The sequence below is a fragment of the Paraburkholderia sp. CNPSo 3274 genome, from assembly GCF_024206475.1.
Taxonomy (GTDB): Bacteria; Pseudomonadota; Gammaproteobacteria; order Burkholderiales; family Burkholderiaceae; genus Paraburkholderia.
In genome coordinates this window covers 24,875-40,836 of record NZ_JAMBPR010000029.1, presented here as the reverse complement: position 1 = coordinate 40,836, position 15,962 = coordinate 24,875, and the positions used below count along the sequence as shown (strand labels likewise).

Annotated in this window: 13 protein-coding genes and 7 tRNA genes; 5 read left to right on the top strand and 15 right to left on the bottom strand. The window is 64.0% G+C overall.

What is annotated here, in order from left to right:
* Positions 1–281: 281 nt before the first annotated feature.
* Complete coding sequence (gene aceA, locus M3I54_RS20550; RefSeq protein ID WP_254339198.1) at positions 282–1,589, top strand: isocitrate lyase; 1,308 nt, start codon at positions 282–284, stop codon at positions 1,587–1,589.
* 292 nt (positions 1,590–1,881) lie between these two features.
* Here the strand turns inward: aceA and M3I54_RS20545 are convergent, their stop codons facing one another.
* Together M3I54_RS20545 and M3I54_RS20540 are read right to left on the bottom strand one after the other, a co-directional pair.
* A complete protein-coding gene (locus tag M3I54_RS20545; protein ID WP_254339196.1) occupies positions 1,882–2,316 on the bottom strand; it encodes a universal stress protein in 435 nt (144 codons plus the stop codon).
* Positions 2,317–2,507: 191 nt separating this feature from the next.
* Positions 2,508–3,410 carry a LysR family transcriptional regulator gene (locus M3I54_RS20540; RefSeq protein WP_254339194.1) on the bottom strand — a complete coding sequence of 301 codons (903 nt, stop codon included), beginning with the start codon at positions 3,408–3,410 and terminating at the stop codon, positions 2,508–2,510.
* A 165-nt stretch (positions 3,411–3,575) separates the two neighbouring features.
* Here M3I54_RS20540 and M3I54_RS20535 point away from each other — a divergent pair, with 165 nt between their 5' ends.
* Together M3I54_RS20535 and aceB are read left to right on the top strand one after the other, a co-directional pair.
* On the top strand, positions 3,576–4,349 hold the full coding sequence (locus tag M3I54_RS20535; RefSeq protein ID WP_254339192.1) for a haloacid dehalogenase type II: 774 nt from the start codon (positions 3,576–3,578) through the stop codon (positions 4,347–4,349).
* 68 nt (positions 4,350–4,417) lie between these two features.
* The gene (gene aceB, locus M3I54_RS20530; RefSeq protein WP_254339189.1) at positions 4,418–6,010 is read left to right on the top strand and encodes a malate synthase A; all 1,593 of its coding nucleotides are present in this window, start codon (positions 4,418–4,420) and stop codon (positions 6,008–6,010) included.
* 94 nt (positions 6,011–6,104) lie between these two features.
* On the opposite strand, the gene M3I54_RS20525 is transcribed toward aceB, so the two are convergent.
* Positions 6,105–6,512, bottom strand: coding sequence for a gamma-glutamylcyclotransferase family protein (locus M3I54_RS20525; protein WP_254339187.1), 408 nt, complete (start codon positions 6,510–6,512; stop codon positions 6,105–6,107).
* Positions 6,513–6,664: 152 nt separating this feature from the next.
* Here M3I54_RS20525 and M3I54_RS20520 point away from each other — a divergent pair, with 152 nt between their 5' ends.
* Entirely contained in the window at positions 6,665–7,570 is a 906-nt protein-coding gene (locus M3I54_RS20520) for a helix-turn-helix domain-containing protein (RefSeq protein ID WP_375542176.1), read from the top strand.
* An 18-nt stretch (positions 7,571–7,588) separates the two neighbouring features.
* Here the strand turns inward: M3I54_RS20520 and M3I54_RS20515 are convergent, their stop codons facing one another.
* The 9 genes from M3I54_RS20515 to gltX all read right to left on the bottom strand — a co-directional run bounded on the left by M3I54_RS20515 (position 7,589) and on the right by gltX (position 10,856).
* Complete coding sequence (locus M3I54_RS20515) at positions 7,589–8,053, bottom strand: GNAT family N-acetyltransferase (protein WP_028204095.1); 465 nt, start codon at positions 8,051–8,053, stop codon at positions 7,589–7,591.
* A 177-nt stretch (positions 8,054–8,230) separates the two neighbouring features.
* Positions 8,231–8,307: transfer RNA gene (locus tag M3I54_RS20510), tRNA-Asp, on the bottom strand.
* A gap of 80 nt (positions 8,308–8,387) precedes the next feature.
* Positions 8,388–8,463: transfer RNA gene (locus M3I54_RS20505), tRNA-Glu, on the bottom strand.
* 70 nt (positions 8,464–8,533) lie between these two features.
* A tRNA-Asp gene (locus M3I54_RS20500) sits at positions 8,534–8,610 on the bottom strand.
* Positions 8,611–8,704: 94 nt separating this feature from the next.
* Positions 8,705–8,780, bottom strand: a tRNA-Glu gene (locus M3I54_RS20495).
* Between the two features lie 71 nt (positions 8,781–8,851).
* Positions 8,852–8,928 (bottom strand) — tRNA-Asp (locus M3I54_RS20490).
* Positions 8,929–9,003: 75 nt separating this feature from the next.
* Positions 9,004–9,079, bottom strand: a tRNA-Glu gene (locus M3I54_RS20485).
* A 55-nt stretch (positions 9,080–9,134) separates the two neighbouring features.
* Positions 9,135–9,210, bottom strand: a tRNA-Ala gene (locus M3I54_RS20480).
* Positions 9,211–9,434: 224 nt separating this feature from the next.
* The gene (gene gltX, locus M3I54_RS20475; RefSeq protein ID WP_254339183.1) at positions 9,435–10,856 is read right to left on the bottom strand and encodes a glutamate--tRNA ligase; all 1,422 of its coding nucleotides are present in this window, start codon (positions 10,854–10,856) and stop codon (positions 9,435–9,437) included.
* 476 nt (positions 10,857–11,332) lie between these two features.
* Between gltX and M3I54_RS20470 the strand changes: the two genes are divergently transcribed.
* A complete protein-coding gene (locus M3I54_RS20470; RefSeq protein ID WP_254339180.1) occupies positions 11,333–12,277 on the top strand; it encodes a patatin-like phospholipase family protein in 945 nt (314 codons plus the stop codon).
* Between the two features lie 91 nt (positions 12,278–12,368).
* Here the strand turns inward: M3I54_RS20470 and M3I54_RS20465 are convergent, their stop codons facing one another.
* The 3 genes from M3I54_RS20465 to M3I54_RS20455 form a co-directional block, all read right to left on the bottom strand.
* Entirely contained in the window at positions 12,369–13,079 is a 711-nt protein-coding gene (locus tag M3I54_RS20465) for a C40 family peptidase (protein ID WP_254339178.1), read from the bottom strand.
* Positions 13,080–13,239: 160 nt separating this feature from the next.
* Positions 13,240–14,859 (bottom strand): dipeptide ABC transporter ATP-binding protein, encoded by a 1,620-nt coding sequence (locus M3I54_RS20460; RefSeq protein ID WP_254339176.1) that lies wholly within the window; start codon positions 14,857–14,859, stop codon positions 13,240–13,242.
* Positions 14,856–15,962 (bottom strand): ABC transporter permease, encoded by a 1,107-nt coding sequence (locus tag M3I54_RS20455; RefSeq protein WP_375542174.1) that lies wholly within the window; start codon positions 15,960–15,962, stop codon positions 14,856–14,858. The genes M3I54_RS20460 and M3I54_RS20455 overlap by 4 nt, the downstream gene beginning before the upstream one ends.

The window sequence follows — 15,962 nt, the reverse complement described above, 5'->3', positions numbered from 1 at the left end:
AAAAAATGGTGCTGCGTGGCACAAAGGGAACGATTGCAAGATGGAAAATATCGTTTCACATCACAAAATATATTACATAACATGTTGATTTTACTTAAGTAAAAAACATTGAAAAAGCCCGTTGTTCGTCTGTTGCAGGTCGATTGATTTGCCTAGACTCTTATATAAGAGTTAGCGAAACGAAACGACCCCAAAACCCCGGCACTTTCGTTTCGTGAGATTCAGCGGTTCAGCAGTTTCGTTTCAGCGATCCACTTATCACGCAAACGAAGGAGCACACCATGTCGACTCGTCAACAGCAAGCTCAGCAACTCCGACAGCAATGGGAAACCGATCCGCGCTGGGAGGGCATCAAGCGCAACTACACCGCTGAGGACGTGGTGCGCCTGCGTGGCTCGGTCCAGCCGGAGCACACGCTCGCGAAGAACGGCGCGGAAAAGCTCTGGAAAGGCGTGACCACCGAGCCGTTCATCAACGCACTGGGCGCGCTCACGGGCAACCAGGCCATGCAGCAAGTGAAGGCCGGCCTCAAGGCGATCTATCTGTCGGGCTGGCAGGTCGCGGGCGACGCCAACCTCGCCGGCGAAATGTACCCGGACCAGTCGCTCTACCCGGCTAACTCGGTGCCGCAGGTGGTCAAGCGCATCAACAACACGCTCACGCGCGCCGACCAGATCCAGTGGTCAGAAGGCAAGAACCCCGGCGACGAAGGCTACACCGACTTCTTCCAGCCGATCGTGGCCGACGCCGAAGCCGGCTTTGGCGGCGTGCTGAACGCGTTCGAACTGATGAAGGCGATGATCGAAGCGGGTGCTGCTGGCGTGCACTTCGAAGACCAGCTCGCCTCGGTGAAGAAGTGCGGCCACATGGGCGGCAAGGTGCTCGTGCCGACGCGCGAGAATATCGCCAAGCTCACGGCCGCGCGTCTGGCCGCCGACGTCTGCGGCGTGCCGACCGTGCTGCTCGCCCGCACCGACGCGGAAGCCGCCGACCTCGTCACGTCGGACATCGACGACAACGACCGCCCGTTCCTCACCGGCGAGCGCACCGTGGAAGGCTTCTTCCGCACGAAGAATGGCCTCGAACAGGCGATCTCGCGCGGCCTCGCCTACGCGCCGTACGCCGACATGATCTGGTGCGAGACGGGCAAGCCGGATCTGGAGTTCGCGAAAAAGTTCGCCGAAGCGATCCACAAGCAGTTCCCGGGCAAGCTGCTCTCGTACAACTGCTCGCCGTCGTTCAACTGGAAGAAGAACCTCGACGACGCAACGATCGCCAGGTTCCAGCGCGAGCTGGGCGCGATGGGCTACAAATTCCAGTTCATCACGCTCGCGGGCTTCCACTCGCTCAACTACTCGATGTTCAACCTCGCGCACGGCTACGCACGCCAGAACATGAGCGCGTTCGTGGAACTCCAGCAGGCCGAGTTCGCCGCCGCCGAGAAGGGCTTCACAGCGGTGAAGCATCAGCGCGAAGTGGGCACCGGCTACTTCGACGCCGTGACGCAGACAGTCGAGCGCGACGCCTCCACCACGGCGCTGCACGGTTCGACGGAAGACGAGCAGTTTTTCGACAAGAAGGTGGCGTAAGACCACCGGCAGCAACGGCGGCGCAAGCCGCCGCGCTCCAACAGGCAGCCGGCACGCGTACCTTGGCGGGGCGCGCTGGCCGCCTGCCGGCGCGGCGCGGGCGCATGCCGCACGGCGTTCCAGGGAGGAAGCGGTAGAGGACACAGGCCGCGCGTGCTGGACAGAATCCGGCCCGTGGCTCGCCCAGCCAACGCACCGGGCGAGCATGGCCTTGTGCTTCATCGCGAATCCACAGGAAAGCGCGGGGGAAAACGCCCGCTTCGATCGCCGCATGTAACCCTGGCGCGCCAGGCTAGCGATACACGATCACCGGAATTTTCGTATGGGTAAGCACGCGCTGCGTCTCGCTGCCGATCAGCAGGCTGCCGAGCCCGCGACGCCCGTGCGAGGCCATGAAGATGACATCGCAGCCGCCCGATTCGGCGGCTTCGATGATGCCGAGATACGGCGAGGGATGCACGCTCGTCCGGCTGTCGCAGATCACGCCCGCGTCGCGTGCCGCCGCTTCGATTTCGTCCAGATGCACTCGCGCCTCTCGCTCACTGCGCGTCTGGAAGTCGCCGGGCGGCTCGATCACCACGTCGGCGTAAGGCGAGTACGGATATTGCGGCAGGCACGCGTAGGCCGTGACGCGCGCGCCCACCGTGCGTGCGAGGTCGATCGCGCCGTCGATCGCCTTTTTCGACAGTTCCGAACCGTCCGTCGGAACGAGGATGTGCTTGAACATGGCGCCCTCCGTGATCTATCGGATTACGGGCAAGTCGAGGGTCAAAATCAAGGGTGAAAACGCGGGGCAAACACTCAGCCGGCGTCTCGCGCGGGCGAGCGCCTGGGCCCTCAGGTCGATTGTAGTGCGCGAAAAATCCGTGCAAGCCGTGCGTGCGGGTCATCCCGGATATCGGAAACACGCACTGCGCCCTATCCCCAGTAACCGGGTTGACCGTAGGTATGCTTGAGATAGTCGAGAAAGAGGCGCACGCGCAGCGGCAAATGGCGGCGCTGCGGAAACACGGCATGAATGCCGATGGGCGGCGCTGCGAACGCGTCGAGCACGCTCACGAGCCGGCCCGCCGCAATGTCCTCACCGACTTCCCACCACGAGCGCCACGCCAGACCGTGGCCCGCGAGACACCACTCATGCAGCACCGCGCCGTCCGAGCATTCCATCGTCCCCGCCACGCGGATCGACACCACTTTGCCGTCCTGCTGGAACGCCCAGCCGCGCTGCTGGTTCAAACTCACGCCGAAGGCGAGGCAGTTATGGCGCGCGAGGTCGGCGGGCGTTTCGGGCTCGCCGCGGCGCGACAGATACGCAGGCGCAGCCACGCACACGCGCCGGTTTTCACCGAGCTTGAGCGACACGAGGGACGAATCGGGCAATTCGCCCAGGCGCACGGCGCAGTCGAAGCCTTCGTTCACGAGATCAACGAGCCGGTCCGAAAGATCGAGCGCGATGCTCACGTCCGGATGCGCGAGCGTGAAGTCGGGTACGAGCGGCGCGACGTGGCGACGCCCGAAGCCCGCCGGCGCGGACACGCGCAGGTGCCCGCTCGCTTTCACGCCGCCTTCGGACACACTCGCCTCGGCGTTCTGCATGTCGTGAATGATGCGCTGGCAATCCTCGAGGAACGCCGATCCTTCGAACGTGAGCGTGATGCGCCGCGTGGTGCGCACGAGCAGCTTCACGCCGAGGCGCTCTTCGAGCGCATCGATGCGCCGCCCGATGATGGCGGGCGCCACGCCCTCGGCCTGGGCGGCGGCGGAAAGGCTGCCCTTGGCGGCCACGGTGACGAAGGTCTCGATCTGTTTGAAGCGGTCCATCGGTGGGCACTGCGCGCACTGGGCGACAGAAACAGTGGAAAAGAGAAAGTAGGCCGACAGATTAGGTGGGTAAAAGTAAAAGATCAAGTGATCAATCCCGCCTTTTTCAGTGATACGACTCATGAATACAATCGACCTCGACCTCTGAAGACGGAGTGCAAGGCTATGTCGGCCACAACGACACCCACCACGACACGATTTCCCAAGGCAGTGATCTTCGACGCGTACGGCACGCTCTTCGACGTGCATTCGGTCGTCGCTGCCGCCGAGCAGATGTTCCCCGGCCAGGGCGAAGCGCTCTCGCATCTGTGGCGCCTGAAGCAGATCGAGTACACGCAGTTGCGCACGCTCGCCGACCCGGCCGGCGCACGCTACCGCCCGTTCTGGGACGTCACGCTCGACGCACTGCGTTACGCCGCACGCCGCCTGAACCTGTCGCTCACGGGCGCGGGCGAAAAGCGTCTCATGGACGAATACGCCTGCCTCTCGGCTTTCCCCGACGTGCTGCCTGTGCTGCGCCGCCTGCGTGAGCCACGCGAAGACGGCACCCGCATGGGCCTTGCGATCCTCTCGAACGGCAACCCGCAGATGCTCGACATCGCGGTGAAGAGCGCAGGCATGAGCGGCCTCTTCGACCAGGTGCTTTCGGTCGATGCCGTGCGCGCCTACAAGCCGGCCGCCGCCGCGTATTCGCTCGGCACGGGCGCCTTTGACGCCGCGCCACGCGACCTGGTGTTCGTGTCGTCGAACGGCTGGGACGCCGCAGGCGCCGGCTGGTTCGGCTACACCACGTTCTGGATCAACCGCCAGCGGCTGCCTGCCGAAGAGCTCGGCGTGGCGCCGCATGGCACTGGCGGCGGCATGGCAGAACTCGCCGCCTTTCTCGAAACCGCTGCGCCCGAGAGGCAAAGCCGCCCTCGCCCCAGCCCGGGCGCGTGACGGACAAGCCCCTCGCCGCAGCCACAACAACCACGCATTCACAATCTGACCGACCAAGGAGCAAGCAAATGGCGACCACGTTGCAACTGCCGCAAGGCATGCAGATCACGGCTGAAATCCAGCCCGGCTTCGAAACGATCCTCACGCCCGAAGCGCTCGAACTCGTCGCGAAGCTGCACCGCGCGTTCGAGCCGCGCCGCCAGGAACTGCTGAAGGCACGCGTCGAGCGCACGAAGCGCCTCGACGCCGGCGAGCGCCCCGACTTTCTTGCCGATACGAAATCGATCCGCGAAGGCGACTGGAAGATCGCCGCGCTGCCGAAGGATCTCGAATGCCGCCGCGTGGAAATCACGGGCCCGGTCGAGCGCAAGATGATCATCAACGCGCTGAACTCCGGCGCGGACGCGTACATGACCGACTTCGAGGACTCGAACTCGCCGAACTGGGAAAACCAGATCGTCGGCCAGCTCAACCTCAAGGACGCAGTGCGCCGCACGATCTCGCTGGAACAGAACGGCAAGACCTACAAGCTCAACGACAAGACCGCCACGCTGATCGTGCGTCCGCGCGGCTGGCACCTCGACGAAAAGCACGTGACGGTGGACGGTCAGCGTGTGTCGGGCGGTATCTTCGACTTCGCGCTCTATCTCTTCCACAACGCGAAGGAACTGATCTCGCGCGGCAGCGGCCCGTACTTCTATCTGCCGAAGATGGAAAGCCACCTCGAAGCGCGCCTGTGGAACGACACCTTCGTCGCGGCGCAGGAAGGCGTGGGCATCCCGCGCGGCACGATCCGCGCGACGGTGCTGGTCGAGACGATCCTCGCCGCGTTCGAGATGGACGAAATCCTCCATGAACTGCGCGAGCACAGCTCGGGGCTCAACGCCGGCCGCTGGGACTACATCTTCTCGGCAATCAAGAAGTTCAAGAACGACAAGGACTTCTGCCTTGCCGACCGCTCGCAGATCACGATGACGGTGCCGTTCATGCGCGCCTACGCGCTCGAACTGCTCAAGACCTGCCACAAGCGCAACGCGCCGGCTATCGGCGGCATGAGCGCACTCATCCCGATCAAGAACGACGCGGCCGCCAACGACAAGGCCATGGGTGGCGTGCGTTCGGACAAGGCGCGTGACGCAACGGACGGCTACGACGGCGGCTGGGTTGCGCACCCGGGCCTCGTACCCATCGCGATGGAAGAGTTCGTGAAGGTGCTCGGCGACAAGCCGAACCAGATCAGCAAGCAGCGCGCGGATGTCAACGTCGCGGGCAAGGATCTGCTCGACTTCCGTCCGGAAGCGCCGATCACCGAGACGGGCCTGCGCAACAACATCAACGTGGGCATCCACTACCTCGGCTCGTGGCTCGCGGGCAATGGCTGCGTGCCGATCCATAACCTGATGGAAGACGCCGCGACCGCCGAAATTTCGCGCTCGCAGGTGTGGCAGTGGATCCGCTCGCCCAAGGGCAAGCTCGAAGACGGCCGCAAGGTCACGGCCGAACTCGTGCGCGAACTGATCCCGCAGGAGCTGGACAAGGTGAAGGCGTCGGTCGGCGGCGACACGAAGCCGTACGAGCGCGCCGCGCAGATCTTCGAGAAGATGTCGACGTCGGAAAACTTCGTCGAGTTCCTGACGCTGCCGCTGTACGAAGAGATCTAATCGCTCGGCACGCCTAACGAATAGCCGATGAAAAAGGCCCGGCGGGTGTGAGCCCGCCGGGCCTTCGTGTTTTCACGCGCCGCGCCTCGAACGATCAGCGCGCGAGCCGATGCGCGACCCAGTCGCCGCCTGCGATCTCGGGGCGTCCTGCGATGGCGGCGGACGCAACCGGATAGTAGAGGCAAGCGATCCGTTCGCCCTGTACCTCGAGATCCACTTCCTGCGAAACGAAGAGACCGTCGACGCCCGGATAAACCTGCTCGATTTCGTCGAGCACGGCGAGAAGCGCGTCGTCGACTTCATAGACGTCGCCGACGACCGTCGATTGCGCGTCCGCCGATCCGGCCACCATCCCAGGATAGGCGCCGAAGTCGAAGAGCCGGCCGGCGAGCGTGGTGAGACCGAGGTGACGCGGGCGCGCGATCGCATTGCGATCCGCCACGAGGTTGATGTCGTTGATCTCGCCCGCGCGCAGCGTGCCGTAGACGAACACGTATTTCACTCTTTTCTCTCCTTCAAGGCGGCTCGCGCCACACGAGCACGCTGTCGATTCGCCCACATTATGCCCGGCCATAAATGCGTGCGGCCCAAGCCCTCGAACGCGAGACGTCTACAATGGGTGCGCCACTCGCCAAATCCGCCGCCCTGCCCGTCATGCCCGAGGATTTACCCAGCTTCGCACCCAACGACGTACGCAACGAGGCGCAGCCGCGCGCCGAACTCGTCGATATCCCGCCCGAGTTCGCGCCTACACCTACGCATCCTATCCGCGTGCGCTCGCGGCCCATGCCGGCCGGGGTGTGCATCGCACAGCATACGCACGCGTGGGCGCAACTCGCCTACTCGTCGCGCGGCGTGCTGCGCATGGCGACGCCCGGCACGACGTGGATGGTGCCGCCCTCGCGCGCGATCTGGGTGCCGCCTCACATCACGCACGAAGTGGCGATCGTCGAGGACGCGTTCCTGCGCACGCTCTACGTAGACGAATCGGTGATTCCGCCCGGCCTCGACGCGTGCCGCGTGGTCGAAGTCTCAGGCCTCCTGCGCGAGACGATCGCGGCGCTCGACGAGCGCGGCATTCCCACCGCGCGCGAGCGCCTGCTCGGCGCGCTGGCGCTCGACGAGATCACACGCTCGGCGCCGCTGCCGCTCGCCGTGCCGATGCCCGAGGAAAAGCGCCTGCGCGCGCTGTGCGAAGCGCTGATCGCCGACCCGGCGGGACCCGGCTCGCTCGAATACTGGGCCGCACACGTAGGCGCGAGCACGCGCACGATCGCGCGGCTCTTTCGTCAGGAACTTGGGGTGAGCTTTTCGCAGTGGCGCCAGCAGGCGATTCTCGCGCGCGCGATCCCACTGCTCAATCAGGGACGCCCGATGGCCGTCGTGGCGCAGGAACTCGGCTACCAGAGCCAGAGCGCGTTTTCGGCGATGTTTCGCCGCGCCTTCGGCGAGAGCCCGCGCGCCTTCATCGCGCGCGGCACGGCCGATCGCGACGAGGATGAACCGGAAGATTCCGTGGCCGCCGCGCGCGATGACCATCGCGACGACAACGCGCGTTGAGTGGGAGATCGGCCAGGTTCAGACAAGCCGCGTCATGTGGCGAATCGAGCCGAGGCGCGCAAGCCTCGGACCCGCCACGCGATACCCCATGCGCAGATAGAGACGTGCTGCGGGGTTATCGACGAACACGCGCAGTTGCAACTCGCGCAGGCCGCGCTCGCGGGCCCATTGGTGCGAGATGTCGAGCAAAAAGGTGCCTGCGCCATTGCCGCGATACCCCTGAGCGATCTGCACGTCGCGAATGTGCAGCGAGTCGCCCTCTTGCGTCACGCGCAGCACGCCAATTGCCTCGCCGTCGAGTTCGAGGATGAAATTCTCCGACTCGCGATAACTCGCCAGAAAGAGATCGCCGCGCCAGACGAGGTGATGCCGCAGATAGTAGCCACCCATGTTGTTGCGCGTGAGCGTCTCCGCGAACTCGAAATCGTCCATGGTGGCGCGGCGCAGCTGAAACGGCGACGGAATGTCGTTCGGTGCGAACATGTCGGCAAGCGGGGAAACGAAGTTTCGACAACGCTACGATAACGCGCGGCCGCCGGCAATCGCAGATTGTCCGTACGGCAAAACGAAAGGACGCGTAGGGAGAGTATGAGGATGGAAGTAGGAGAACGTCTGCGGAAAAAGAAAAAGCCCGTTGGACGTATCCAACGGGCTTCGTTCTGGCGGAGCGGACGGGACTCGAACCCGCGACCCCCGGCGTGACAGGCCGGTATTCTAACCAACTGAACTACCGCTCCAGCTTGCTGCTCACCGGCGGGCGTCGGTCGATTCCCGCTGGCGGCGTCGCCATACTACGCTTTGGCGCCGCATTTTGATTTGGCGTCCCCTAGGGGATTCGAACCCCTGTACTCACCGTGAAAGGGTGATGTCCTAGGCCTCTAGACGAAGGGGACAACACAGGCATAAGCCTTGGAACTGCAGCGGTTCGCAATTGCCGAAGCAACTGCGGAACGGCTTTGAAGCTGGCGGAGCGGACGGGACTCGAACCCGCGACCCCCGGCGTGACAGGCCGGTATTCTAACCAACTGAACTACCGCTCCAGCTTGCTGCTCATTTCTCACATCACACCAGCGGGCGTCGGTCGATTCCCGCTGGCGGCGTCGCCACACTGCTCTTTGGCGCCGCATTTTGATTTGGCGTCCCCTAGGGGATTCGAACCCCTGTACTCACCGTGAAAGGGTGATGTCCTAGGCCTCTAGACGAAGGGGACAACACGGGCTTGCGCCTGTAATCGTCACTTTAACTAAAAAGCCCGCTCACAGTTTCTGAACGGGCTCGATCTGGCGGAGCGGACGGGACTCGAACCCGCGACCCCCGGCGTGACAGGCCGGTATTCTAACCAACTGAACTACCGCTCCAGTTCGACACAATCAGATGGATGTCGGTTGATTTCCACCTGGTGCCTCGCCAATCTCATTGACGACGCTCATGTCTGGCGTCCCCTAGGGGATTCGAACCCCTGTACTCACCGTGAAAGGGTGATGTCCTAGGCCTCTAGACGAAGGGGACATGATCTTTTCAGATAATGCCTTTACCACACTCTACTGCTTACTACGCGTTCTGTTGGTGGAGGTAAGCGGGATCGAACCGCTGACCTCTTGCATGCCATGCAAGCGCTCTCCCAGCTGAGCTATACCCCCTTGCAGAACAGAAGCGAGATTTTAAACATCAATTTCGCTTTCGTCAAGAGCTTTTGAATCGTTTTTTGAAGCGCTTCGAGGTTTCCTTGAAACATCGTTGCCCGATTCTGCGGCTCTTTGCGTGAGATTTGCTGCCATCTCGCGCTCCGTATTCAACGGAGCCCGAATACTACAAGAACTGCCGCCCGGGCGCTAGGGTCCGGGCGAATAATTCTTCAAAAAATTTACTTTGCAGCCGAAATACCCTTCTCGATGCGGCTCACCACCGCATCGCGGCCGAACAGCACGAGCACCGCATCGACCGACGGCGTATGCGTCGTACCCGCTACGAGCAAGCGGGCCGGCATCGCGAGCTGCGGCATCTTGAGCTTGTGCGTGGCGAGCGTAGCCTTGAGCGCGGCCGAGACGCCCTCCTTCGTCCACTCCGCGCCCTTGAGCGCGGCGGCGAGATCGGCGAGCGCGGGGCGCACGGCTTCCGTGATGTGCTGCGCGAGCGCGTCGGCTTCCGGCTGCGGCTCGCGATAGAACATCATCGCGCTCTCGGCGATCTCCTTGATCGTGTTCGCACGGTCCTTGAAAAGCGCGACTACGCCTTCGAGCGACGGGCCCTTGGCGAGCGCGGCTTCGTCCACGCCGAGCGCGGCGAAGAACGGCTTCGAGAGCTCTGCGAGGCGCGCTTTGTCCACTTCCTTCAGGTAGTGGTTGTTGAGCCAGTTGAGCTTGTTGTGGTCGTACTGTGCGGGCGACTTGCCCAGGTGGTCGAGATCGAACCACTCCACGAACTGCTCGCACGTGAACACTTCGGCGTCGCCGTGCGACCAGCCGAGGCGCGCGAGATAGTTGAGCACCGCTTCCGGCAGATAGCCTGCGTCGCGATAGCCCATCACGCTCATCGCGCCGTGGCGCTTGCTCATCTTTTCGCCCTGCTCGTTGAGCACGGTAGGCAGGTGCGCGTAGACCGGTGGCTCGCCGCCGAGCGCGCGCAGGATGTTGATCTGGCGCGGCGTGTTGTTCACGTGGTCGTCGCCGCGAATCACGTGCGTGATCTTCATGTCGAGGTCGTCTACGACCACGCAGAAGTTGTAGGTCGGCGTGCCGTCCGGGCGTGCGATCACGAGGTCGTCGAGCTCTTCGTTCGAGATCTCCACGCGGCCCTTGACAGCGTCGTCCCATGCCACCATGCCCGTGAGCGGGTTACGGAAGCGCAGCACCGGCTGCACGCCCTCCGGCGGCGTGGGCAGTACCTTGCCCGGCTCCGGGCGCCACGTGCCGTCGTAGCGCGGCTTCTCGCCGGCGGCACGCTGGCGTTCGCGCAGCGCGTCGAGCTCTTCGGTCGACATGTAGCACGGGTACACGAGGCCCTGCTCCTGCATCTCCTTGAGCACTTCGCGATAACGGTCCATGCGCTGCATCTGGTAGAACGGACCTTCATCGAAATTCAGGCCGAGCCAATCCATGCCTTCGAGGATCGCATCGACCGATTCCGACGTCGAACGCTCGAGGTCGGTGTCTTCGATCCGCAGCACGAAGACGCCCTTGTTGTGGCGCGCGAACGCCCACGGGTAAAGCGCGGAACGGATGTTGCCGAGGTGGATGAAGCCGGTCGGGCTCGGCGCGAAGCGGGTACGGACGACAGAGGTAGTCATGGGCGATTACTCGAAGGCGACGCCATCCGGAGCGCGGCGCTGGCGAGAAAAGCAGCGACGGCGGCGGACGGCCAGGGTTCGCGGCGCGTTCGACCCGCGCGGCTGGCGCGGGAGCGCCGGGGCGCGCGCAGCCTCGCGCACACGAACGGGAATCCGGAAAATGAGAGACGGGATTATACCCGCCATGCACCGCTTCGACCTGACGGAGAGGCCCGGAGCGCGCCTGCGGGCGCGACGTTTCTCTCATGCAAACGTCCGCGCGCTCGCAAACCGTCGAGCGCGTTGTCATCTACCGACACATCGCGTTACATGCACGCTCGCTAAACCGACCGCGCTTTGCCTTATGATGTCGGCGCGCCGCCACTACGATGCGGCGTCGCGCGCGCAAACACAGATACTCGGCCGCCCGCGCGAGCAGACCGGGGTACCGCGCCGTTGCTTGTCGGACACGCACGCGGACCGCATGGAGAATCTTCTTGAAGCAGTCATCGCCCTCGTTGAGCCGCCGGCACTTTTCGCTTGCGGCCGCCTCCACCGTCCTTGCCGCCTGCACGACCGCGGGCACGCAGACCGCCAGCGTCCCGCCGCCCGTCACCACCGCGCCCCCGCCGCCCGTCGCCAGGCCGACGCGCCCGATTCGCGTGGGCCTCGCGCTCGGCGGCGGCGCGGCCCGCGGCTTCGCGCATATCGGCGTGATCAAGGCGCTCGAAGCGCGCAACGTGCAAGTCGACTTCGTGGTCGGCACGAGCGCAGGCTCGGTCGTCGCGGCGCTTTACGCCTCGGGCATGAACGGTTTCGCGCTCAACAAGCTCGCACTGACGATGGACGAAGCCTCGATCAGCGACTGGGCGATGCCGTTTCGCACGCGCGGCCTCCTGCAGGGCGTGGCGCTCCAGAACTATCTGAACACCACGCTGCACGACCGCCCCATCGAGAAGATGGCGAAGCCGCTCGGTGTCGTCGCGACCGACCTGCGCACGGGCCAGCCCATCCTGTTCCAGCGCGGCAACACAGGCATTGCCGTGCGCGCGTCGTGCAGCATTCCGTCGATTTTCGAGCCCGTGAAGATTGCGGGCCATGAATACGTGGACGGCGGCCTCGTGAGCCCCGTGCCGGCCTCGTTCGCGCGTCGGATGGGCGCCGACTTCGTGATCGCCGTGGACATCTCGGCGCGCCCGGAAACGGCCTCGACGCTGAGTCAATTCGACGTGCTGATGCAGACCTTCACGATCATGGGCCAGACGATCAAGACCTACGAGCTCGACAAGTACGCCGACGTCGTGATCTGCCCGAACCTCAATGCGATGTCGAGCAGCGACTTCACGCAGCGCAACGCGGCGATTCTCGCGGGCGAGGAAGCCGCGGCGCGCATCATGCCGGAACTCGAACGCAAGCTCTCCGCGGCGCGCCTGACGGCCTGATCGCCGGATCCAAGCGCCCTTTAAGCGGGCGCACAAACGCAAAAAGCCTGCTTCGCAACAAGCAGGCTTTTTGTTCACGATAAAACCTCGATCAGTTGCCGCCGTTGCCGTCGAACTGTGCGCTCACGCGCTTGAGGTTTTGCTGCTGGTCCGGCGTGAACGACGTTTCGATACGGCGTGCACCCGTGAAGCGCTTTTCCCAGTAGCCGTCGTCGAGGTCGTCAACACGGATCGTGCTGCCGGTGGACGGCGAATGCACGAACTTGTTGTCGCCAATGTAGATGCCGACGTGCGAGAACGTGCGGCGCATGGTGTTGAAGAACACGAGGTCGCCCGGCTTCAGGTTGCTCATGCTGACCTTCTCGCCCACCCGGCTCATTTCCTCGGCGCGGCGCGGCAGCGACATGCCGAGCGTGTCCTGGAACACGTAGCGCACGAAGCCGCTGCAGTCGAGGCCGGAGTCGGGCGTGTTGCCGCCCCAGCGGTAACGCACGCCAATCATGTTGAGTGCGCCAACAACGACGTCGCCGGCTTTGCCGGCCATGCCGGAAAGGAACGCCTTGGCGCCGCCTTCGGTCGGGGCCGGAGCCGCCGCCGGGGTCGCCTGGTTGGCATTCTGAAGTGCGTTCTGCAATGCGGGGATGGACTGCGGATTCGCCGCGTTGCTCGGCGAAAATGAGGCATTCTGGTTAAAGCTGCTTACTTCGTCGGCGAACGCGCCGGGAGCTGCGGCCATCAGTACGCCGATGAACATCCCGGCGACGACGCGCGTGCAAGCCTGGGTCAGGTATCGGTGCTGCATTGGTCGGTAGAAATTTCCCGTAAATCAGGGAGTTAGTAGAAAAGTTTGGACGATACTAGCCAGTAAGTATTTGTGTGTCAAAACAAATAGAAAAATTCAATCGCGATATTCACCTCATTGGTGAATTTCACCGAACTTCACCCTCAAGTTCCGCCAAAGCCTAGCGGTCGAATGCAGCTTTCAACAATTTTCGGGTGTAAGGATGGGCCGGTCTATCGAAGATATTCGCGACCTCTCCCGACTCGACGATCGCTCCGTTCTGCATCACCACCACCCGGTGCGCCATCGCGCCGATCACCTCCAGGTCGTGGCTGATGAACACGTAGCCCAGGTTGTACTTGCGCTGCAACTCCGTCAACAATCTCAACACCTGTTGCTGGATCGAAACGTCGAGCGCACTGGTCGGTTCGTCGAGCACGATCACGCGCGGCTCCAGCACCAGCGTGCGGGCAATGGCGATACGCTGGCGCTGGCCGCCCGAAAATTCGTGTGGGTATCGTTGCAAAGCGGTGCGATCGAGGCCCACTTCGCGCAGCACGCCGACGACGCGCTTGCGCCGCTCCTCGGTGGAAAGATCGGGCCGATGCAGCGCGAGCCCCTCCCCCACGATGCGCTCGATAGTCTGGCGCGGAGAAAGCGAACTGAACGGGTCCTGAAAGACAACCTGCAGATGCGAGCGCAACGAAAGCCTGTCGCGGCCCCGATAGCTCGCGATCGGCCGCCCCTGGAACTCGACGACACCGCCTGCCGTTCGCTGCAACCCCAACATCGCCATCGCAAGCGTCGTCTTGCCCGATCCGGACTCGCCGACAATGCCGAGCGTCTCGCCCTGGCGCACCGCGATGTTCGCGTCGTTCACGGCGCGATAGCGCCCCTTCTGCCACCAGCCGCGAAAACCCGGCAGCTTCGTTGCGAAGTCGACGATCACGTCCTTCGCCTGCAAGAGAACCGGCGCGATCGGCAGGACGGGCAGCACGTGGCGCTCGGGCCGGCTCGCGATCAGCCGTTGCGTGTACGGGTGTTGCGGCGCCTCGAAAATCTGCTCGATGCTGCCCGACTCCACGAGCCTGCCCTTCTCCATCACGGCCACGCGCTGCGCGAAGCGGCGCACGAGGTTCAGGTCGTGCGTGATGAGCAGCACCGACATACCGCGCCGCGCTGCCTCCTCGCGCTGCAGTTCGAGCAGCAGATCGACGATCTGGCCGCGGATCGTCACATCGAGCGCCGTGGTCGGCTCGTCGGCGAGCAAAAGACGCGGACGGCACGCGAGGGCCATCGCGATCATCACACGCTGGCGCTGGCCGCCCGAGAGCTGATGCGGATAACTCGACACGCGCCGCCGCGCCTCGGTAATGCCCGTGCGCTCGAGCAACCCCACCGCCTGCTCGTAGGCCGCTTTCTTCGAGACGCCGTCGTGCAGCACGATGGTTTCCGCGATCTGCTCGCCGATCGTGTAGAGCGGATTGAGCGCCGTCATCGGCTCCTGGAAGATCATCGCGACGTCGTTGCCGCGCAGACCCCGCATCGCGCGCTCGCTCTTTGCGAGCAGATCGTCGCCGTCGAGGCGGATGGTGCCGCTGATCTGCGCATCTTGCAGCAGGCGCAGAACCGCGAGCGCGGTGACGGTCTTGCCCGAGCCCGACTCGCCGACGAGCGCCACGCGCTCGCCTCGTCCGATCGCGAGCGAGACGTCATCGACGACGAGCGTCTCGTCAAAGCGCACGCTCAAGTGTTCGATCGAGAGGAGCGGCGCGGCTTTGTCCTGAGGCACGGTGCTCACTGGTTGCCTCCGGCCTTCATGGCGTCGGAAATGCGCGTGTCGAGCGCGTTGCGTAGCGCGTCGCCGATGAATGTGAGCAGCAGAAGCGTCGCCACGAGCACGCCGAAGGTCGAGAGCGCGATCCACCATGCGTCGAGATTGCGCTTGCCCTGCGCGAGCAACTCGCCGAGGCTCGGCGTGGGTGCGGGCACGCCAAGACCCAGGAAGTCGAGGCTCGTGAGCGCGAGAATCGCGCCGCTCATGCGAAACGGCAGGAACGTGATGACGGGCGTGAGGCTATTGGGCAGCACGTGATGCCAGATGATCTGCCAGTTCGAAAGGCCCATTGCGCGCGCGGCGAGCACATAGTCCTGGTTGCGGTTGCGCAGGAATTCGGCGCGCACATAGTCGGACAATCCGATCCAGCCGAACAGCGAAAGCAGCACGATCAGCAGCACGAAGCCCGGCTCGAAGATCGCCGCGAAAATAATCAGCAGATAAAGCTCGGGTAGCGAACTCCAGATCTCGATGAGACGCTGTCCGAAGATATCGACCTTGCCGCCGAAGTACCCTTGCACCGCGCCCGCCAGCACGCCGAGCAGCGTGCCGATGGCAGTGAGCACGAGCGCGAACTCCACCGACACGCGAAAGCCATAGAGCAAGCGGGCAAACAAGTCGCGGCCGCTCTCGTCGGTGCCGAGCCAGTTCTGGCGCGACGGCGGCGCGGGGTTCGGCACTTTCGCGAAGTAGTTGAGCGTGTCGTAGTAGTACGGGTTCGGCGGATAGATCGCGAAGTTGCCCGGCGCGTCGAAGCGGTGACGAATGTACGGATCGAGGTAGTCGGCAGGCGTCGGGAAATCGCCGCCGAACGCGGTTTCCGGATAGTCCTTGAATAACGGGAAATACAAGTGCCCCTCGGAGCGCACGACGATCGGCTTGTCGTTGCACCAGAGCGGACCCGCGAGACTCGCCGCGAACGCGACGAGAAACACGATCAGGCTCCAGTAGCCAAGGCGCTGCTGCCTGAAGCGCAGCCACACGCGGCGGGCGGGCGTGGGCGACTTGAAGGCGTGCACGCTCTCTGTGCGAAGTTCGGGCTCGGCGCCAGCGCGGACTCGGTTCAA